This is a genomic window from Paraliobacillus sp. PM-2 (assembly GCF_001368815.1).
Lineage (GTDB): Bacteria > Bacillota > Bacilli > Bacillales > Amphibacillaceae > Paraliobacillus.
Genome location: NZ_CTEI01000001.1, coordinates 40,940 through 62,107 on the forward strand (window position 1 = coordinate 40,940; position 21,168 = coordinate 62,107).

Below are 21,168 nucleotides of genomic sequence, written 5' to 3' on the forward strand. Positions count from 1 at the left end.
TAGGTGACACCATGGGAAAAGTAATCGCCGTTGCTAATCAAAAAGGCGGCGTAGGAAAAACGACATCTTCAGTCAATTTAAGTGCATGTTTAGCTTATATGAACCATAAGGTTTTGTTAGTAGATATTGATCCACAAGGTAATGCAACAAGTGGTTCAGGGATAAACAAGGCTGACATGGATGAATGCATCTATAATGTATTGGTGGAAGACTTAGATGCTGAAAAGGTGTGTGTTCCTACAACAGTAGAAAATTTAGATGTAATACCGGCAACAATCCAACTTGCTGGGGCTGAAATTGAACTTGTCCCAACAATATCTAGAGAAGTCAGGTTGAAAAAAGCACTAGAACCACTGCTGAATACGTATGATTTTATCATTATTGATTGCCCTCCATCACTTGGTTTATTAACAATTAACGCTTTAACTGCATCTGATAGTGTGTTAATCCCAGTTCAATGTGAGTATTATGCATTGGAAGGTCTAAGTCAATTACTTAATACTATTCGTTTAGTCCAAAAACATCTTAATAAACAATTAACAATTGAGGGCGTTTTATTAACGATGCTTGATGCGAGAACAAATCTAGGTATACAGGTCATTGATGAAGTGAAAAAATATTTCCAAGATAAAGTTTACAAATCCGTTATACCACGGAATGTAAGACTTGGAGAAGCACCAAGTCACGGACAACCAATTATCGTTTATGATCCCAAATCTAGAGGAGCAGAAGTATATCTTGATCTAGCAAAGGAAGTGATCGCTAATGGCGAAAGGATTAGGAAAAGGAATTAACGTGTTTTTCCCTGAATTAGAAGAATCAAGTGAAGAAGAGACAATACAACAAGTATCTATTCAATCATGCCGACCAAATCCTTATCAACCTCGAAAAACGTTTCAAGCAGAAGCTATTGATGAGCTTAAAGAATCAATTTTGGAGTATGGGATTCTTCAACCTTTAATTGTACGCGAGAGTATTAAAGGCTATGAGATTGTTGCGGGGGAACGACGCTATAGAGCAGCAAAAGAAGCAGGTTTAGAAAAAATTCCAGTCATCATAAAAGAATTAACCGATCAAAAGATGATGGAGTTAGCTCTTTTAGAAAACCTACAACGAGAAGATTTAACCCCAATTGAAGAGGCACAAGCCTACAGCAATTTAATGGAAGAATTTAAAATGACCCAAGGAGAACTAGCTCAACGACTAGGAAAGAGTAGACCACATATCGCCAATCTGATTCGTTTATTAAGTTTACCAGCTCCAATTAGTGCTCTAATCAATAATGGAGAGTTATCTATGGGTCACGGAAGAGCTTTATTAGGTTTAAAAGATAAAAATAAATTACAGCCTTTAGTAAATAAAATAAAAAATGAAAATCTGAATGTCCGTCAATTGGAACAACTTATTACCAAGTTAAATAATAAAGCTCCAGAGCAAAAGAAAAAAGTAAAAGAAAAGAAAGATGTTTTTTTGACTGAACGGGAAAATTTATTACGTACACATTTAGGCACTAGTGTTAAAATCCAAAAAGGTAAGCGAAAAGGGAAAATAGAAATAGAATTCTTTTCAGATGACGACTTAGATCGTATTCTTGAATTATTTCAATAACTTGTAAGTCTGGCAATAAACAAATGCCAGACTTTTTATATATAAAAGATTTAAATAATAGAAAAGATTACTAAATGTTTCACGTGGAACATCTTAAGTGAGGGGATTGTTTTGGCTTTAACTGGAACTATTGTGAACGGAGTAGCTATTATTATAGGAACCATATTAGGAATGTTGTTTACAAATATACCAAATCGCTTTAAAGAAACAATATTAAATGGAATAGGGATCTCAATTATTTTAATTGGATTACAAATGGCCTTACAGGTGAATCATATTGTTATTGTACTTATGAGTATGATGATAGGGGCTGTAATTGGTGAACTTATTAATGTAGAAGAACATTTAAATCAATTAGGTAAATGGGTAGAATCAGTGATAAGTAATAAGAGGGTTCATTCAAAGATATCTCAAGGATTCATTACAGCAACCTTATTATTTGTTGTGGGTGCTATGGCAATTGTAGGTGCACTAGATAGTGGACTAAGAGGTGACCACGAAGTATTATTAACCAAATCTATTTTAGATGGTTTTACGGCAATGATATTAACAACAACGTTAGGGTTTGGTGTGGTTTTATCTGTTATTCCAGTCGTATTATACCAAGGTAGTATTGCTTTATTAGCAACGACAATTCAACAAATTGTACCTAACATCTTTTTGGATAGCTTTATAACAGAAATGACAGCAGTTGGTGGCATATTAATTGTGGCGATTGGTTTAAACATGTTAAACATTATGAAAATTAGAATAGCAAACTTGCTACCCTCATTGGTTGTAGTCGGTTTCTTGCTAGCTATTTATCAGCAATTTTTTTAATTAATACGATTACAATACTTGCTAATAACCTCAGTAAAAGTAAGTTTTGAGCTAATTTCTAATATGAGGATAGTATGTAATATGGAGAACACTAACTAAAAATTGTTCCTATTAACAAGCCTCTGGATGGATTGGAGATTTAACATAAGATAAATACTATGTTAGTATCCCTAAAGTAGTACTAATTTACTGCATCAGTTGATTGAAAAATTAAAATAAATATAATTTTTGTTTGGATTTATTTCCTTTTTTATAGGAAGTTAAAAGAAGCAATAGTTCTATTGAAAACGAAAACATTTACATGATATAATTTTTTCAAATCTAATATTTGGTATAAATAACAATTTAATCTGCGTGTTACTGATACGATCAGGCATAAGTATACAATGATGATGCAAAGAAAAAACGCTATGCTTCATTATTTATACTTATGCCTTTTTTTAATATATATAAAGGCTTGAAAAAGTAGGAATAGTAAATGTTGCATGAACCTCTTAATAACTTATAAAGGTTTAAGGCAGTACTTATACTAACCTAATTATTTTCTATTCAATAATTAGGTGTGAATAACATCAAAGAAATTAAGAGAATGCATGTGAATCTTAGAATTTAAGTTTTAAAATCTTCTGTATCAAAAAAGTACAATTTAAAACTAAACATTTATTGGTGAAAAGAGAACGATAATACTTTAAGGAGTGATTAAATGAGAAAAAGAAATTTGTTAGTAAGTTTATTTATTATTGCATTGACCTTTCTATTTTTAGGATGTGAAAACAAAGAAAGTAATACGACAAATAATTCAAAGGTTGACTTAGAGAATAAAGCCAATAATAATTTTAATATAGCTCGTACAAACGTTGACCAATTTGCCAACTTATTAGACTTATCAGCTAATCCAACTAAAGAAGCCCATGGAGTATATCAAACAAATAAGTTTAATCATTTTTCTGATCTTGGCGCTTGGCATGGGTATTATCAGCCTGCTAAAGATAATAAAAATTTGTTAGGTGGTTTTGCTGGGCCATTAATTGTTGGTGAAGAGTACCCAGTCAATCTATCTGCTTCTATTAATCGTATTCAAATAGTAAACAAAGAAACAAATGAACAATATGATTTGAGTAGAAGTGAGCATATTGATTTTTCCTATTATCCTGGTAGATTACAACAGAGCTATGAATTAGGTGATATTACTTTAGATTTATCACTAATTTTTGTTAGTAATCGCTCTGCATTAATACGTACAGATATTAAAAATAACAGCGAAGAAACGGTAGAATTAGCTATTTCTTGGCAAGGTTCAGTTTTCAATGAGGTTATTGATGGGGATAAAACAATTAATATGGGAACGAGCCTAAAAGAAGACAGAAATGCAATACAAGTTAATTTTAGTAAGATACGAGAACAGTGGAACTACTTTGCTACAGATGAAGTAAAGTATTATATTTTCCATGATAGAGAAGTTAATACAGAAATAAACGGATTAGATTATACATCTTCACTTGAGGATTCAGTGGTCATAGAGGCAGGTGGGAATTTTGAAACCTACACGACAGAGTCATATACTTTCACAGAAGATGAATTTTCGAAAGAAAAAAACAAATTATCTGATTATATAAACAACCAGGCAAATTATTTTAAAGAAAATACGGAGAGATGGCAAAAATATTTAGACAAAACATTCTCTGGTAAAAAAATAAACAATTTCCCGGAATATCAAAATGCAGTAGTAAAATCAATTCAGACTCTAATAACTAATTGGCAAAGTCCTGCTGGAGCCATTAAGCATGATGGCATAGTTCCTTCTATGTCTTATAAATGGTTTATGGGTATGTGGAGCTGGGATTCGTGGAAAGCTGTTGTTGCTTTATCGGACTTCAACCCTGATCTAGCTAAAAGCAACATGCGTGCTTTGTTCGATTATCAGATTAAAGCAGATGATGATGTTCGACCACAGGATAAAGGTGCGATCATTGATGTTATATTCTATAATCAAAATAGTTCACGTGGTGGAGATGGGGGGAACTGGAATGAACGTAATTCCAAGCCACCATTAGCAGCTTGGGCAGTCTGGAGTATATATAAAGAAACAAATGACAATGAGTTTTTAGAAGAAATGTATCCTAAATTGATGGATTACCATAATTGGTGGTATACAAATCGTGATCACGATAATAATGGTGTTTCTGAATATGGAAGTATGGTAAGTGATGCTAATTGGCAAACGGATGAACACGGCGAAGTGATAATTGATGAAAATGAAAAACCAAAACTTAATGAAGAAGCTATTATTGAAGCTGCAGCTTGGGAGAGTGGTATGGATAATGCTACTCGCTTTGATAAAGAAGGTAGCGGCCAAGATGATGTTGGTGTAAAGGTATTTGAAAACAAAAGAGACGGAGAAGTAGTTGGTTACTCTATTAATCAAGAATCCGTTGACTTAAATTCATATCTGTATGCTGAAAAAGGATTTTTAGCACTTATGGCAGCTGAACTTGGTATGGAAGAAGATGAAAAAACATTAACGGAAGATGCAAACAAATTGAAGAAGTACATCCAAGAGAATATGTATGATGAAGAGACAGGTTTCTTTTACGATTTACAAATTAATGATGATGGTTCTAAAACCAAATTATTAGTTAATAGAGGCAAGGGTACTGAAGGCTGGATTCCACTATGGGCATATTTAGCAACAAATCATCAAGCTGAAAAAGTAAAAGATAACATGATGGATGAAGATAAATTTAATACGTATATGCCTTTCCCAACAGCATCCAAAGATAATGAGAAATTTAGTCCAGATCAATATTGGCGAGGGCCAGTATGGCTAGATCAAGCCTTGTTTGCTGTAGAAGCTTTACAAAACTATGGTTTTAATAATGAAGCAACCTACGCAACTAAAAAGTTGTTTAATCATGCAGAAGGTTTAATGGGAAATGCCCCAATTCATGAAAATTACAATCCGTTAAATGGTAAGGGAATTAGTACAAAAAATTTCAGTTGGTCAGCCGCATCCTATTATTTATTGTATAAAAATAGTATTTTGAGTAATGATCCAACAACTCAAAGTGTTTTTAAGTAGTGTAAATTAGTTTAGTATTTATTCAATAAAAAACTTAAAAGCAAATCAGAATCATATAAAGATGTTTAAATAAGTAAAAAATAAAGAAGTTCACTATTGGAGTTTATACTATTAGTTAGACTCTGAAGTGGACTTCTTTTGATTAAAAGAATAATTAATTCCTGTCTCTTTTTTCATACGTTTAGCTGAGGGGTAAGTGAGATAGGTGTCCAAATAATGTAAGGAACCTGCTAATACCTCAGCCATATTCATTACTATATGTAATCTAGTACTTTGCAAGACCATATAATCCATATAACCACTTACATTTACTACGCCATTCAGATACAAATCACCAACAGCAGGTAATTCTTTCTGTAGAGCTGCACCAGGTTGAATTGAGCCAGTTCCAACTATTATTGAACCTACTGATGATTTTCTGCCTAAGCATGCATCTACAGCAATAATAAAAGGATTCGTATATGTTTGATTAATAAAAGTAATGGTATCAGTTAAATTAGTTGCATGTACCGGTCTCTCAAGTGTTCCAAATACAGTAAAATGATTATACTTTCGTTTATTTAATAAACTCCCTGTTAGAGGGCCTAATGCATCCCCAGTCGAACGATCGGTTCCAATACATACAATAATATATTCTTTTGGTTCATCTGGAAGCCAGTTTATTAAAGCTTCTGCAATCCTTTCCTTAACAAAAGCTGTATCATATAAAAAGCGTTTTTCATTTTCCAGAAAGATAGGAGTTTTAGTTTTAAGATTCATAGCTTCTCCTCCAAATACATATTTTTATTAGTATACGAGTATTTACTTTGTTCTATACATTGTTATTAAAAATAGGAGTGAAAGCCATGTTTAAATCAGGAATGAAATGGATTTTTTTAATTATTGGTACAATGATCGGTGCTGGGTATGCATCGGGTAGAGAGCTATGGCAATTTTTTGGTCCGGAGAGTGGACTAGCTATCGTTTTATTTGCAACGTTATTTACGATTTGTTGTTATACTATTTTACTGATTAGTTATGAAAATAAAACGACTGATTATTTACCTGTGTTAAAGATATTGGTAGGCAAACGATTTGCCCCTTTATATGACGGTATGATTATTATTTACTTATTTACCACTACAGTAATTATGCTGGCTGGCAGTGGGGTAACAATGGAAGCATTTCGTTTACCTTACTGGTGGGGAATTGTGTTTATTGCAATACCAGTTGTTATTGTGTTTATTTGGGATATAGATGGCGTTTTATCACTAAATAGTATCATATTACCTCTGTTAATTGTTGGATTAGTTAGTGTTCTGATATCCTTTATAGTAAAACAAGATTTAATGATTTTTGCGGATATTAAAGAACAAGGCAATTGGATTGCGGCATTCCCTTTCACAGCATTAAATATTTTACCACTTGTAGCTGTTCTTGGTGCCATAGGAGGTCAGATACATTCAAAAAAAGAAGCTCTTTTCTCTAGTATAGGAAGTGGAGTAATATTGGGATCCATTTCTTTTTTATATAATAGTAGCTTAGTGCAGATTGCAAACGACATACTAGTATATGAAATTCCTTTATTTGCAATATTAAAACACTATCCATACACCATGTTTATTTTCATTTCTATTTTACTGTGGTTTGCTATTTTTACGACAGCAGTTTCAGGAACACTTGGTCTAGTTTCAAGAGCAAAAGAAATCATTCGTATGCCAATGTGGTTAATGGCCCTTATATTAGTTGTCTGTATGATTCCTCTAACAACATTTGGTTTTGCAACATTAATTGAATATTTATATCCATTGTATGGACTGTTAAATTTATATATTTTGTCTAGTTTGTTGTTATATCCATTTTTAAACCGATACAAATGAATAGGAACGTGATAAAATAAAGAATAGATAATAATAGTATAGTAATCATCTAGTTCGTTGCTAGGAGGTGGTGTAATGAATAAAGAATATGAACTGAATGACATGGTTCAGATGAAAAAACCCCACCCATGTGGAGAAAATCGTTGGAAAATTATTCGTATGGGTATGGATATTCGAATAAAATGTGATGGCTGTGGCCACAGTGTATTAATACCACGAAAAAAATTTGAAAGTAAATTAAAAAAAATTTTAGTTAAAGCGGCTCAAGAAGATTAAAAAATGTTGTTTCACGTGGAACAATACTTTAATTTAAGTTTTTTATATCTAAAACAAACAAAGAAATGTATGTTTACTTTATTTAAAAGGTTAAAATGAATGAATGTAAGATGTTGAATTTAGACATTTGTTAACTTGTCAATTTGATTGACTGTACCTATAATTAGAATGACTGAAACGTTCATATGAGCGGTATATCCTTAAGGAGTGGAAGTTTTTATGGCATTAACAGCAGGAATCGTTGGCTTACCCAACGTTGGAAAATCAACATTATTTAATGCAATTACACAAGCAGGGGCAGAGTCAGCTAACTATCCGTTTTGTACAATAGATCCAAACGTAGGGATTGTTGAAGTACCTGATGCGCGATTAGAAAAATTAACGGAATTAGTAAAACCAAAAAAGACAGTCCCTACAGCTTTTGAATTTACTGATATTGCAGGTATTGTAAAAGGAGCTAGTAAGGGTGAAGGATTAGGAAACCAATTTCTATCTCACATTCGTCAAGTGGATGCAATCTGCCATGTTGTTAGATGTTTCCAAGATGAAAACATCACACATGTTTCGGGGTCTGTTAGTCCAATTGATGATATTGAGACAATTAATTTAGAACTGATTTTAGCCGATTTGGAGACTGTTTCTAAACGTATGCAACGTGTTGAAAAAATGGCAAGACAAAAAGACAAAGAAGCCGTTGCAGAGTTTGATCTGTTAGCCAAGTTGAAAGATGCATTTGAAAATGAACAACCAGCACGTTCTGTTTCCTTTACAGATGAGCAACAAAAGTTAGTGAAGGGACTACATTTATTAACAAGTAAACCAGTATTATATGTGGCGAACGTTGGAGAGGACGAGCTGCTTGAAGCAGATAACAACCCTAATGTACAAAAGGTTCGTGAGTTTGCAGAGCAAGAAAACGCAGAAGTGATTGTGATTAGTGCAAAAGTAGAATCAGAAATTGCTGAACTTGAAGGGGAAGAAAAAGCAGAGTTTCTTGAAGAGTTAGGAATAGCTGAATCAGGTTTAGACCAACTAATTAAAGCAACCTATCAATTACTTGGACTAGCTACCTACTTTACCGCTGGGGAGCAAGAAGTTCGAGCATGGACCTTTAAAAAAGGGATAAAAGCACCTCAAGCTGCTGGTATTATTCATACTGATTTTGAAAGAGGATTTATTCGAGCTGAAACTGTATCGTACGATGATTTAGTAGACGCTGGTTCGATGAATGGTGCAAAAGAAAAAGGAAATGTTCGATTAGAAGGAAAAGATTATTTGGTGAAAGACGGTGATGTTATGCATTTCCGTTTTAATGTGTAAGCCTGGATCATTATAAAAAGTAAACAAAAGATGAAATAAGTAAGGATATTGGTCCTTGCGCGATACTTGAATGTTTGGTATAATACTTGATTGTGAGTAATGAACAAATTATTACTCCTTGCTTATTTCAAAAGAGATAGGCCGCGAAGACCAAAAGGAGGTGCAAACGGATGAATAACTATGAAATTATGTACATCATCCGCCCAAACATTGAGGAAGAAGCGCAAACAGCATTGATTGAGCGTTTTAACAATATCCTTACTGACAATGGAGCGGAAATTGAAAAAGTTGAAGAAAAAGGTAAAAAACGCCTTGCTTATGAAATCAACGATTTTCGTGATGGTTACTATGTAGTGATTAATTTCAAAGGCGATGAAAAAGCAATTAATGAATTTGATCGTTTAGCGAAATTCTCTGACGATATTATTCGTCATATGGCAATTCGTGAAGACGACAAATAAGGAGGGATTCCCATGTTAAATCGTGTCGTACTCGTCGGCAGGTTAACGAAGGATCCAGACTTACGCTATACTGCAAATGGTGTTGCAGTAGCTAATTTCACCTTAGCCGTTAATCGACCCTTTTCCAATCAACAAGGCGAACGAGAAGCAGATTTTATAAACTGCGTGGTTTGGAGACGACCTGCAGAGAACTTAGCTAACTTTATGAATAAAGGAAGCTTAGTTGGTGTGGATGGCCGAATTCAAACTAGAAATTTCGAAGGCCAAGATGGAAAGCGCGTCTATATAACAGAAGTTGTTGCAGATTCTGTACAATTTCTAGAATCAAAAGGTGGCGGTGGATCAGGTTCATCAAAAGGTGGACAAGGATCAGCAGGATACAATCCTGATTACAACCAAAACCAATCATTTAATCAAAACAACAATCAATCGAATGAAAAGAATCCGTTTGAAAATAATGGAGAACCAATTGATATATCAGATGATGATTTACCATTTTAATGTTTAATTAAAGGAGGGCTTTCTGATGGCAGCTCGTCGTGGACGTTCAAAGCGTCGTAAGGTGTGTTATTTCACAGCGAACGGTATTACACACATTGACTATAAAGATGTTGATTTGTTAAGAAAATTTGTTTCAGAGCGTGGAAAAATTCTTCCTCGCCGTGTAACAGGTACTTCTGCAAAATATCAACGTAAATTAACAAGAGCAATCAAGCGCGCACGTCAAATGGCATTATTGCCTTACGTGAACGACTAATAGCTATTTAAAGGCACCATAGGATAACCCTATGGTGCCTTTTTTGATGTATGGTACTGGAAGGGATTTTAAAGAAACAACAATATCAAATTGACAGAAATATGATACAATAAAATGAAGTAAGTTTATGGAAAAATGGTTTTTTCGGTTAAGAGCACTTCCAAAATCTTTATTTAAAGAGGTGATGATGTGTCAAAGGCTATTTACTGTGATAAATGTATCAATGAAATTAAAGTGCGAGATGATTTAGTAACTGCTACATATGTATTTGTAGTTGTCCCATATCATGAAGAATGCTATGCAAAAGATTTAAAGGGTGCAAAGACATTTTTCTTAGACAATCAACCACTAAATGGGTTTTCTGGTAATTTGTTTTTCCTATTCTCTATCATTCTAGCTATAATATGGTGCTTCATTGCTGAGCCGTCATTAAAGTGGTTATCGCTATTTGCAATCACCCCAATTGGTTATAGATTATATTCTTACTTGATTTATGAAAGACACATTGAGAAATAGTTAAGAACCAAGCCATCTATACTAAGTACAGTTACAAAATATTCAATTATAAATTTTTGAATAAGAATATACGCAGTTTCAGCATTGACCTGACTTGGCAATACTGAAACTTTTTGCGGTTTATTTACGTAGTAACAAAGTGTAAAGTAATAAAAATGCAATTCATTTGAACGTTGCTAACGGTTTTACTAATTTCAAAAATAAATTCCATCAAAAATAGTTTCTATATTATTGACAATCTTTTTAAAAAGGAGAGTGTGTATATGCACTTAGCAACATTAAATGAAAAAATATCAACGTTTGAAACTATTTACAAACAGCTTCAAGATAAATTAAAATGGAAGTTTTCAGATAAGCGTATTTTAATGGTTATTGCATCTACTTATGTTTTGAATTGTCGAAATTTTCAATTAGACCAGTTCCTAGACATTAGTAATTATATTAAGAAACATGTTGGAGCTTTCTCTACTTTAAAATCTTATCAGCGCTTTACAACAGCTTCCATGTTGGATGTGCGTTTTCAAAATCCAAAGGAAGAATTCCATCAATTTATTGACATATATGAACAGTTAATCCGTGGTGGTTTTTCTAGAGGTTCCTTTACTTATATTGCTGCAATGGCAATTATGACAAACCCCTCAGAGGAATCATATGATAAAGAGCGGGTAGGTCGATCATTGGATATTTATAGAGAGATGAAAAAGCATCATTTCTTTTTAACATCAAGTAGTGATTATCCACTTGCAGCACTTTTATCTGGGATAAACGTTGAAATTAATCATTTAATAAACCGAACCGAAAGTCTCTATGAAAGTTTAAGTAATAAGGGATTTAAAAAAGGAAATGATCTTCAATTCTTAACGCACATCTTGACTCTTCATCCAAGTATTAGCGAAGATACATTAGTTAATCGCTCTACTAAACAGTTAGTGGCTTTTAAAAAAAATGGAGTAAAAATTAAAAAAATGCACTATCCAGAAATCGGAATGTTAGCTTTATTAGAAGATACCTCAGGTTTTATCGAGAGAATAAAGGTAGTTACTGAACAATTAAATGATTTAAAAGGCTTTAAATGGACAAAGGACTTCAATCTTATTTTTGCCATAAACTTTGTTATGAGTGAAGTAATAGAAGATAAAACACTGTTAGAAGCAGGATTACACACAGTGATGGAGGCCATCATGCAAGCGCAACAAGCAGCTATGATTGCGGCCGTTGCTGGAGCATCTGCGGCGACTTCGTCTGCAGCTAATTCGTAAATTTATCTCTAACGCGAGGAGGAGCATGTTTATGTGGATGAGAAGTGAGCTTAAAGACAGAGCGAAAGAAGTGTTGAAAGGGACATATTGGAAAGCCTTTTTAGTTAGTCTCATTCTTTCATTCGTAAATGGTGGTAGCGGTGGAAGTAGTGGTGGAAGTGGAGCGAATACAGTTCATGTTAGTAGCGGGGAAGGTTGGTATACATTACTCCCAGCTCTAATTTTTATTGGCTTGATTGCTGTAGCTATTGGTTTATTGCTTCGTATTTTTTTAGGGTATCCGATTGAAGTAAGCGCGAGACGTTATTTTGTTCAAGCTGCAAAAGGAGAAGTGACTTTACACCATCTTGGATATTCATTTAAACGTGACCGTTACATTAGTATCGTAGGAGCAATGCTTTATAAGGGAGTGTTGATCTTTTTATGGTTCTTATTATTGATCATCCCTGGAATAGTGAAAGCTTATGCTTATAGTATGGTACCTTATATATTATCTAATAATCCAAACATTGGTTATAAGCGGGCAATACAATTGAGTAAACAAATGACAAATGGTGAAAAAATGAATATATTCATACTGGATCTATCTTTTATTGGCTGGTTTTTATTGGGTGTTTTGACCTTTGGTATCGGTCTTTTATTTGTAATGCCCTATTATAATGCAACAAAAGCTGAACTGTATATAGCTTTAAGACACATAGCAGTAGAAAATGGGCTCAGCTCAAGAGAAGAGCTAAACCTTACGTCTATGTAATAGGTACTCTTCGTTGTGGATTGCTAAATGCGATGGTTCATGAATAACTAAAATTATTAATTAAATTGAACGCACATTCATGAAAAAGTTGCTTAAAACCTGTTGACATAATTTCTATTCGTGCTATTATATATGAAAATTCAAAATTCTTTGTGAATAATAATACGGAGAAGAAGACAAGTTTATTGAAGTTGATTCCTAAGAGAGCTGATGGTTGGTGCGAATCAGTGAATCATACAATAAATAGCACTTCAGAGTAGGTAGATTGAATAATAGTAGATCTACACGTGATGCACGTTACGCATAATCCAATGAAGGCTGTTTTTTGACAGCAAAACCAGGGTGGTACCGCGGATAATACAACTTTTCGCCCCTTACGCAGACGTAGAGGGTGGAAAGTTTTTTTATTAATTTTTTAAAAGATAAGAAAGGAGAAGAAGATCAAAAATCATATTATTGCATAGTAAAAGGTAGTTTAGAAGGAGAGCCAATGTAACCATTATTCTAATAGGGGGACAATAAAATGACTTATCGCGTATTAATTAGTGATCCATTAAGTGAAGATGGTATTTTTCCGTTACGAGAAGCAAAAGAAGTAGAAGTGGATATGTTAACCGATTTAACCGTTGAGCAATTGCAAGAAAAAATAGTTGATTATGATGCTTTACTTGTGCGGAGTCAAACCAAGGTTACACGTGACATTATCGCAAAGGGTAAAAATTTAAAAATTATTGGTCGTGCAGGTGTAGGTGTAGATAATATTGATATAGAAGCCGCTACAGAGCATGGAGTAATTGTCGTGAATGCACCAGACGGCAATACAAATTCAGCCGCAGAGCATACAATGGCGATGTTGATGTCACTTGCAAGAAAAATCCCTCAAGCCTATCATGCATTAATACAAAAGAAGTGGGATAGAAAATCACACATTGGTGTAGAATTAAAAGAAAAAACCTTGGGTGTAATCGGAATGGGGCGTATCGGTAGAGAAGTTGCGATGCGTGCAAAAGGCCAACGAATGAAAGTGATTGCTTATGATCCATTTTTTACGGAAGAGAAAGCGGATCAATTAGGTGTTTCACATGGAACAGTAGAAGATGTTATTCAAGCAGCAGATTTCATCACGGTGCATACACCATTATTAAAAGAAACCAAACATTTAATTGATGCGGAAGCATTTAAAAAAATGAAAGAAGGCGTACAGATTGTGAACTGTGCCCGCGGTGGTATTATTAATGAGGAAGCGTTATATGACGCTATTGTTTCTGGGAAAGTTGCTGGTGCAGCATTAGATGTATTTGAAGAAGAACCAGCAACAGATCATAAATTATTAGAATTAAAAGAAGTAATTGCCACGCCTCATTTAGGTGCAAGTACGGTAGAAGCACAGGAGAATGTAGCCATTGATGTTAGTCATGATGTTGTTCGCTTGCTAACAGGAGAATCAGTAAAGAATCCAGTTAATTTACCATCTGTTCCAAAAGAATTAATGAAAAAAATTGAACCTTATTTTTATTTAGCTGAAAAATTAGGACTATTTTTAACCAACGTAACAAAAGAAGTGATTAAAGAAATTACGATTTATTATGCTGGTGAATTGTATGAAATGGAGGTTGCTCCGCTAACAAGAAATACAATTAAAGGTTTGTTAAAACGACACTTTGGTGATCATATCAATGATGTGAATGCAGCATTTTTAGCAGAACAACGAGGTATTGTTATTAATGAACAAAAAACAAGTTCGACACAAGGATTTACTAATCTAATTACAGTAGAAGTGAAAACGAAATCAGGTGTGCATACAATCGCAGGTACGCTTCTAAATGGATTAGGTGCACGTATTGTTAAAGTTGATAATTATAGTGTTGATTTAGCACCTGAAGGTCATGTACTATTCATTCATCATAAAGACTTACCAGGCGCAATTGGTAGAGTGGGTAGTATTTTAGCTGAAGAAGATATTAATATTGCTACCATGCAAGTTGGTCGTGCAGATATGGGTGGAGATGCGATCATGTTATTAACCGTTGACAAAACCGTTACTGAAGCTGATGTTGAAGGGTTAACAAAGCTTGCTGATATTTATGATGTGACAGCTATGAAATTATAAATAGGGAGGGAAAAGAGGGCTCAATTAATGTTGAGTTCTCTTTTTTGTTAGCTCTATTAATACGTTTGCGAATATTTCCTTGTTCATTTTACATACTAAAAACAAAAAGGAGGGAAAAGCATGGCTAAGCGTACAAAGAAAAATGATCCACAACAGAAAAATAAACAAGGTTTTGATTCCAGCAAAACAGATTCTGAATTCTCCGAGGAATTAGGTAGTGCAGCAGCAAATCGCGCACATAAAGAAAAAGCAAAAAAAATAAGAATGACGAAGAACAAAAATAAGCCCACCAGTTAAAAGGAGACTTTCATATATGTCGACATCTAAAAGTCGCAAAGAGCGTGAATGGAACAATAGAAAACAATCACAAGATCCGCATGGTAAAGTTAAATCATTTGAGGAATTAGCAGAAGAAGCAAAAAAGGATTCAAATAATTAAAACGGAAAAGAAGCGATGATATTATCGCTTCTTTTCCATTTATCTAATATGGTGAAAGATGTAATACGAAATATTGAAACACGCTTTTGTAAGGTTTATGATATAACTATATATTTATTAAATCACTAGATGGTTGGACAAGTGAAGGGGGATTATTTGAAAAGATTAATTTGGTTATTAGCAGTTACCTTTATCATTGCTTGCTTTTACTTTGCTTACTCCGCTTACAAGCAACATCAGCGTTATGAAACATACATATCAAGTCAAATTATGCAGTCTTTAGGAAGTGTAGTTGGCACCATGGGTCATGAAAGTAAGCTAAGTGACCAAGCACTAAGCACTATACTTGAGCGTAAATCGTTATCTTTGAAACAACTAAACAATATAAATTCAGTTGTTAATTTTTATATGCAAAAACTACAAGTAACAAGAGAAGTGGCAAACCATTTTGGAATGGAAACGAATCAAGACTTGCACGAATATATATTGTCTTGCCGCCAAAAGCTGTTTGAATATCAAAGGCAATTCGAAAGAAACGAGCTTACTAAACTTGAATTAAATACGAATGAATTGCAGTTTTTTAAGCAATTGAAAGATAACACGGCTAAATGGGAATCCGTGATTGTTAAATATAAAGATATACCAGAAACCGAACGATATGAAGTAAGTGAAGGGCATTGGATTAGTCTATATAATGATTTATCAAACGCCACACAACATACCACAATCGAATAGTGTAGACTATACAATAATTTTAAAAGGCCTCCATGTAAATGGAAGCCTTTATTCGTAGTATAACAATTATGTTGCTACATCCATAAGCTTTGCACGTTCTCTTCGATATACGATTCTCAAACGAATAAAGAAACCAATTGCTGCTCCGGTTAAACCTAATGTAATACCTATCCAAAAACCAGAAGGACCGAGCGAGGTAAATGCAGCTAGAAGAAGGCCAGCTGGTATTCCAATTACCCAATAAGATACAAAAGCGATATAGAACGGTAGTTTTACATCTTTGTAACCTCGAAGAACCCCTTGAAGGCTTGCTTGCGAAGCATCAGATAACTGGTAAATGATAGCTATCGTGAATAATTGTGCTGCAATATGAACAACAGCAGGGTCGGTTGTATAAAGGTATGCAATGGGTTCTTTAAAGAAGAACATAAATATCGATCCGATGGATAAAAACCCTATAGCACTAAAAACCCCAATATAGGAGTACTGTTTAGCAGCTTCTAACTGCTTACCACCAATGGAAAAACCAACCACAATGGTTATCGCCATAGATAAACTCAAAGGAATCATAAATAGTAAAGTTGTAAAACTAATAACAATTTGGTTTGCTGCAATTACATTTGTCGAAAACATCATTCCAATAAATAAAGTAACGACTGAAAATATACTTGCTTCGAAAAAAATAGATAATCCCATTGGTATACCGATGGATAATTGTTCTTTCCATGCAGAAATAGAAGGTTTTACCCATTTAATAAATAGTTTATATTCGCTAACCAATTTAACTTTAAATGTCATAATAAGACTGGTTACTAGAATAATCCAGAAGGTAATCCCAGTTGCATACCCTGCACCTATTCCACCTAACTTTGGCATACCGAATTGACCAAAAATTAAACTGTAATTTAAAAGAATATTAAAAGGAACTGCTAATACAGTAATAAACATAGTAATACGAGTGTACCCTTGTCCGTCAAAGAAATTACGAATCACATTTGATAGGAATAAAGGAATAATTCCAATAGAAAGACCGACTAAGTAATGGAAGGCAATATGTTGAACACTTTTCTCTAAATCCATAAAAGTTAAGATAGGATCTAGCACAATAGAACCAAGTAAAATAATACTTGCACCAATTACAATAGCTAGATACACTGCTTGATTCACAGTATAGTGAATTTTATGACGTTCATTTGCTCCCATCATTTGTGCGATAATGGGCGTAATGGCAAGCATGATTCCGTTCATTCCTGTAAATATTGGAGCCCAAAGACTAGACCCAATGGCTACGCCTGCTAAGTCATCTGTCCCTACACGACCTGCCATCATTGTATCAACAAGATTCATTGCAGATAAACTAATTTGTGTAATCATTATTGGCCATAGTATGGTTAAAAATAAATGAATCTTTTCTTTTAAAGTGTGTGCATGATACAAAGATATCCCCCCTAGTTGTTAGATGTTTCATTTGGATTAGAAATACCTACCCAAAAAATTTGCCAAGAGGCATATAATTTTTGACTAGCACGCATATCCCCGCCATAAACCATTTCTACCCCAATCGCATCTAATAAAGCGGAAAAAGCCATTGACGCAATACCAGGAGATTGTTTCATCTCTCCTTGATCAAATGCGTGTTGGAAACGTTTCAGGTATAGCTGTTCTACTTGATCAATGTAATCATATAAAGAAGCAATTACTTCTTTATACAAATGACTAGGTGGCAGAAAAGCATTGCGTAACCACAAATTTAAGCGATTATCATGATGAAAACGATACATATAACTCTGCAATGCATCCCATAAAAAAACGTTTAACGGTTTATCAAAATTTGTTCTCAAATAAGTGTCTTCCCTTTTTAATTCAATCGAGAAGGTTTCTTTTAATACTTGTAAAAATAAATCATCTTTGCCTTTAAAATGAGCGTAGATGGATTGTTTTTTTATACCGACTTCTTTGGCAATATCCGCTAGAGATGTTCCTTCATACCCATACGTGGCAAATAAATCAAGTGCAGCATCTTTAATTAATTGATAAGACATAAAACCTCTCCCTTACGAACGTTCGTCAACATATCATAGCAAACTATCTAACTAGTAGCAATAAATTTCACACAAAAAAAGTTACCATGTAGGTAACTTTAATTGAATGCTAGATTAATTGCTAAACATATCATAGTTCTTTGACTAAATGAATAACTTTACTTAAATGGTTAATTTCATAGGTTGGATTTACATCTGTTTTCTTTTTATCTTCTCTATTAATCCAAATATTGCGGATACCAGCACGATTAGATCCTAATATATCTGTCATGAGATTGTCACCGATCATAATAGCTTCCTCTTTCTCTACTTCTGCTAATTCGATGGCATAATCAAAAATGCTAGGATCAGGTTTTCCTTTGCCAAATGCACCAGATATAATGATATGATCAAAATAAGCTCGTAGCTCAGGTGTAATATTTAATTTTTTTTCTTGTAAAGACGGTGCGCCATTTGTTAATAGGATAAGTTGATAATTTTGACGCAATTCATCTAATATCGTAAAGGTTTCTTCATATACAAAGGGATGTTTTTCTCTTTCTTTAACAAACCGTTCAGCTAAAGTAATTGCAAAGGTTTGATCATCTATCCCTAGCTTATTTAAACCAAGCTCCCAAGCTTTTTTACGATAAGTCGGAACAATGTCACGCATTCTTTGAAAATTATCTGTTTCATCATCAAAGGTACCCCATAACCCTTCAAAAGGATTAATCCCTATCAGTTTTGTGAATTCATATGTTTCATACGATGCATAAAGTTCACGTGCTGCTTCTCGTACAGCTTCTTCCAATTTTATTGGATCAATTGCATGCACTTCCTTTGCTACTGCACAGGTTTTTTGAAAAGCAGTTTCTACACTCTTCTTATCCCACAGTAACGTGTCATCAAGGTCAAATATTATTGTTTTGATCATGTTTTAACTCCCTTTGCAACAATTTTTTATCATTATCATAACAGGAGTTTTATTTATTTGCTATCCTCTTTAAGCTTTTGTCCGATAATTCAGATTATGATTTTTCAATGTCTTATCTTTACCGAATAAAAAGTGTTTTTCCATATCCGGTGAGTATGTGGAATTAACTGTTTCTACTCCAACAGCCTCTGCTACTGCTCGAAGCATAGCTGGAGAAGCACCGCAACATAACCCAATATAGTTAACCCCATTATGTTTCGCTTGTTTTGCCCATTCAGCAAGCTCATATCGATTATGATAAAGTGGGTCAAGTGCTGTTGGGAAAGATGTTTCTAATCCACCATGACAAGAACAACCAGCATCTGGTAAATTAAAAAACGTTGGGTGTTCTTCGGTCGTTCGGTAAGGAACTGGTAATCCGGCAACATAACCATCTACATTTGTACAAATTTTCTCTAAATAAGGTTGCATTGTATCTGGCCCTCTAAAGCAATTCATGCCTACAACAAGTGCACCTTTTTCTGAAAGGATACGACAAGATTCTTCTACAGTATAACCATCACGTAAGATATTTTCGCCCATTAGACCGAGTGTGATGACAGCAGGCAAATCCTTTCTTTTAATTTCTTCTAATGCAATTAATGCTTCTTCATGATAGTAGAAAGTTTCTCCATTAATATAGTCAACAGCTTCTTCCTTACACCAGCCAATCATCTCCGCAAACATTGCTCTCACTTTATCTTTTGATGCAGGATCTTCTGGATCAAAAATATTTGTATTTGAAATATTTCCTGCAACCAAAGCTTCTTCAGAAGGATGTTCTTTGGCTACTTCCTTAGCTAATCGAATGGCTTGTCGGTTAAGTGGTTCTAGTAGATCTTCTTTACCAATAATTCTCATTTTCTCGCGGTGCGCATTGTAAGTAAAAGCTAAAACGACATCTGACCCTGCTAACATAAAGTCGCGGTAGGTTTGTTTAAGTGCTTCAGGATTATCCAAAGCCACCTCTGGAACAAAGGATCCTGCCTGTAAATACCCTCTTCTTTCTAATTCAAATAAGTACCCTTCTCCTGCTATCACTGTACCATCTTGCAATCTTTCTGCTAAACTTCGCTTCATCCTATTCCCTCCTGTTAACTTATTCTCATTTATACAAACACGGTTACAGAATGATAACCATATTTCTAACAAAATCACTTTTCTTGAATATTATTAATACAAAGTAGCTACAAAACAAAAAAAACTCTCTTCTTATAAATAAGAAGAGAGGCTATAATCACGTTCTATACTCGCTCTTCTTATCTTCAGTACAAAACTCTGGAATTAGCACAGTACCAACGCGGGCCTGTTGCTGAGGTTTCAAAGGGCCTAGTCCCTCCACCTCTCTGGATAAGAAAATTATTATTAAATTAATAACAGTATATTATAAATGACAGAAAATTTCAACACCTTGTTAAAAAAGTAGCCAGTTTATCTTATGTTCGATTACAATAAAGAAAAGAAGTGCCATGTAAGGAGATAAAATAAATGAAAAGCAAATTAAATGGGAAAAGAATTTATATTCGAGCATTACAAAAGAATGATGCACCTGCATTATTAGAGATAAATAAGGAAAATAGAGAAATATTTAATTGTTATTCGCCTGTTGATAAAGAAGACACATTCTTTACACGCAAAAGTCATGAAGAAATGATAGAAGATCAACAACAGGCCTGGTTAAATGATAGACAGTATGGATTTGGTATTTTTACTAATCAAACAGACAAACTAATAGGTACAGTTAACCTTTTCTTTGTTGAACGTTATACAGCAGAGAAATGTATGATTGGATACGGACTTGATTATAGATATAAAGGAAACGGCTACATGACTGAAGCTGTTCAATTAGCCGTTAGATTTGCCTTTAAGGAAGCAGGTTTTCATCGCATTGAAGCAGGAGTAATGCCAAGAAACACTGGCTCCATTCGTGTTTTGGAAAATTGCGGATTCATGAAGGAAGGTACATTAAGAGATGAACTTAAAATTAATGGAAGATTTGAAGATCACCACATTTATTCTCGATTATCAACAGATATTTGATAAGGATTAGGATGAACAAATATTATTTGTCATGATTCCATCCAATGGTTTATACTAAAGGGTATAGGTAAAAAAGATAGCTATCAATTAATCATATAAAAAAGGGAAAAGCTAGTATGTAGGCACAGCGCAAGGTAGCTGT

Annotated in this window: 23 protein-coding genes, 1 riboswitch and 1 other annotated feature; of the genes, 18 read left to right on the plus strand and 5 right to left on the minus strand. The window is 34.0% G+C overall.

What is annotated here, in order from left to right:
* The first annotated feature begins 11 nt into the window (after positions 1–11).
* The 4 genes from BN1058_RS00215 to ygjK all read left to right on the plus strand — a co-directional run bounded on the left by BN1058_RS00215 (position 12) and on the right by ygjK (position 5,506).
* Positions 12–794 (plus strand): ParA family protein, encoded by a 783-nt coding sequence (locus BN1058_RS00215; protein WP_090851130.1) that lies wholly within the window; start codon positions 12–14, stop codon positions 792–794.
* Positions 766–1,608 (plus strand): ParB/RepB/Spo0J family partition protein, encoded by an 843-nt coding sequence (locus tag BN1058_RS00220; protein ID WP_090851133.1) that lies wholly within the window; start codon positions 766–768, stop codon positions 1,606–1,608. Before BN1058_RS00215 ends, BN1058_RS00220 begins: the two co-directional genes overlap by 29 nt.
* Before the next feature lie 111 nt (positions 1,609–1,719).
* Complete coding sequence (locus BN1058_RS00225; RefSeq protein WP_090851136.1) at positions 1,720–2,427, plus strand: DUF554 domain-containing protein; 708 nt, start codon at positions 1,720–1,722, stop codon at positions 2,425–2,427.
* Positions 2,428–3,130: 703 nt separating this feature from the next.
* A complete protein-coding gene (ygjK, locus tag BN1058_RS00230) occupies positions 3,131–5,506 on the plus strand; it encodes an alpha-glucosidase (RefSeq protein WP_090851139.1) in 2,376 nt (791 codons plus the stop codon).
* A gap of 111 nt (positions 5,507–5,617) precedes the next feature.
* On the opposite strand, the gene yyaC is transcribed toward ygjK, so the two are convergent.
* Entirely contained in the window at positions 5,618–6,265 is a 648-nt protein-coding gene (gene yyaC / locus BN1058_RS00235) for a spore protease YyaC (protein ID WP_090851140.1), read from the minus strand.
* An 86-nt stretch (positions 6,266–6,351) separates the two neighbouring features.
* Here yyaC and BN1058_RS00240 point away from each other — a divergent pair, with 86 nt between their 5' ends.
* The 13 genes from BN1058_RS00240 to BN1058_RS00290 all read left to right on the plus strand — a co-directional run bounded on the left by BN1058_RS00240 (position 6,352) and on the right by BN1058_RS00290 (position 15,992).
* Positions 6,352–7,365: a YkvI family membrane protein gene (locus BN1058_RS00240; RefSeq protein ID WP_090851143.1), complete on the plus strand. Its 1,014-nt coding sequence runs from the start codon at positions 6,352–6,354 to the stop codon at positions 7,363–7,365.
* Positions 7,366–7,440: 75 nt separating this feature from the next.
* Positions 7,441–7,641, plus strand: a complete 201-nt coding sequence (locus BN1058_RS00245) for a DUF951 domain-containing protein (protein WP_090851147.1) — start codon at positions 7,441–7,443, stop codon at positions 7,639–7,641.
* Between the two features lie 219 nt (positions 7,642–7,860).
* A complete protein-coding gene (gene ychF, locus BN1058_RS00250) occupies positions 7,861–8,961 on the plus strand; it encodes a redox-regulated ATPase YchF (RefSeq protein WP_090851150.1) in 1,101 nt (366 codons plus the stop codon).
* 170 nt (positions 8,962–9,131) lie between these two features.
* Positions 9,132–9,422, plus strand: a complete 291-nt coding sequence (rpsF, locus tag BN1058_RS00255) for a 30S ribosomal protein S6 (RefSeq protein ID WP_090851153.1) — start codon at positions 9,132–9,134, stop codon at positions 9,420–9,422.
* Between the two features lie 12 nt (positions 9,423–9,434).
* Positions 9,435–9,923 (plus strand): single-stranded DNA-binding protein, encoded by a 489-nt coding sequence (gene ssb / locus BN1058_RS00260; RefSeq protein WP_090851156.1) that lies wholly within the window; start codon positions 9,435–9,437, stop codon positions 9,921–9,923.
* A gap of 25 nt (positions 9,924–9,948) precedes the next feature.
* Entirely contained in the window at positions 9,949–10,179 is a 231-nt protein-coding gene (gene rpsR, locus BN1058_RS00265; protein WP_090851159.1) for a 30S ribosomal protein S18, read from the plus strand.
* A 189-nt stretch (positions 10,180–10,368) separates the two neighbouring features.
* Positions 10,369–10,695, plus strand: a complete 327-nt coding sequence (locus BN1058_RS00270; RefSeq protein ID WP_090851162.1) for a hypothetical protein — start codon at positions 10,369–10,371, stop codon at positions 10,693–10,695.
* A gap of 263 nt (positions 10,696–10,958) precedes the next feature.
* The gene (locus BN1058_RS00275) at positions 10,959–11,954 is read left to right on the plus strand and encodes a DUF4003 family protein (protein WP_090851165.1); all 996 of its coding nucleotides are present in this window, start codon (positions 10,959–10,961) and stop codon (positions 11,952–11,954) included.
* 31 nt (positions 11,955–11,985) lie between these two features.
* Positions 11,986–12,708: a DUF975 family protein gene (locus BN1058_RS00280; protein ID WP_090851168.1), complete on the plus strand. Its 723-nt coding sequence runs from the start codon at positions 11,986–11,988 to the stop codon at positions 12,706–12,708.
* A gap of 158 nt (positions 12,709–12,866) precedes the next feature.
* Positions 12,867–13,086 (plus strand) — a binding site (T-box leader).
* A 145-nt stretch (positions 13,087–13,231) separates the two neighbouring features.
* The gene (serA, locus tag BN1058_RS00285) at positions 13,232–14,818 is read left to right on the plus strand and encodes a phosphoglycerate dehydrogenase (protein ID WP_090851171.1); all 1,587 of its coding nucleotides are present in this window, start codon (positions 13,232–13,234) and stop codon (positions 14,816–14,818) included.
* A 120-nt stretch (positions 14,819–14,938) separates the two neighbouring features.
* Positions 14,939–15,115: a hypothetical protein gene (locus BN1058_RS14235; protein ID WP_176694398.1), complete on the plus strand. Its 177-nt coding sequence runs from the start codon at positions 14,939–14,941 to the stop codon at positions 15,113–15,115.
* A gap of 16 nt (positions 15,116–15,131) precedes the next feature.
* Positions 15,132–15,257, plus strand: coding sequence for a DUF6254 family protein (locus tag BN1058_RS14405; protein ID WP_255306918.1), 126 nt, complete (start codon positions 15,132–15,134; stop codon positions 15,255–15,257).
* A gap of 156 nt (positions 15,258–15,413) precedes the next feature.
* Entirely contained in the window at positions 15,414–15,992 is a 579-nt protein-coding gene (locus tag BN1058_RS00290; protein ID WP_090851174.1) for a hypothetical protein, read from the plus strand.
* A gap of 66 nt (positions 15,993–16,058) precedes the next feature.
* On the opposite strand, the gene BN1058_RS00295 is transcribed toward BN1058_RS00290, so the two are convergent.
* The 4 genes from BN1058_RS00295 to BN1058_RS00310 all read right to left on the minus strand — a co-directional run bounded on the left by BN1058_RS00295 (position 16,059) and on the right by BN1058_RS00310 (position 20,066).
* On the minus strand, positions 16,059–17,429 hold the full coding sequence (locus BN1058_RS00295) for an MATE family efflux transporter (RefSeq protein ID WP_090851178.1): 1,371 nt from the start codon (positions 17,427–17,429) through the stop codon (positions 16,059–16,061).
* Positions 17,430–17,440: 11 nt separating this feature from the next.
* A complete protein-coding gene (locus BN1058_RS00300) occupies positions 17,441–18,034 on the minus strand; it encodes a TetR/AcrR family transcriptional regulator (RefSeq protein WP_090851181.1) in 594 nt (197 codons plus the stop codon).
* A gap of 130 nt (positions 18,035–18,164) precedes the next feature.
* Positions 18,165–18,947, minus strand: coding sequence for an HAD family hydrolase (locus tag BN1058_RS00305; RefSeq protein WP_090851184.1), 783 nt, complete (start codon positions 18,945–18,947; stop codon positions 18,165–18,167).
* Positions 18,948–19,016: 69 nt separating this feature from the next.
* Positions 19,017–20,066 carry a homocysteine S-methyltransferase family protein gene (locus BN1058_RS00310; protein WP_090851187.1) on the minus strand — a complete coding sequence of 350 codons (1,050 nt, stop codon included), beginning with the start codon at positions 20,064–20,066 and terminating at the stop codon, positions 19,017–19,019.
* Positions 20,067–20,242: 176 nt separating this feature from the next.
* Positions 20,243–20,343: riboswitch (SAM riboswitch) on the minus strand.
* Between the two features lie 131 nt (positions 20,344–20,474).
* Here BN1058_RS00310 and BN1058_RS00315 point away from each other — a divergent pair.
* Positions 20,475–21,026 carry a GNAT family N-acetyltransferase gene (locus BN1058_RS00315; RefSeq protein ID WP_090851190.1) on the plus strand — a complete coding sequence of 184 codons (552 nt, stop codon included), beginning with the start codon at positions 20,475–20,477 and terminating at the stop codon, positions 21,024–21,026.
* The last annotated feature ends 142 nt before the right edge of the window (positions 21,027–21,168 follow it).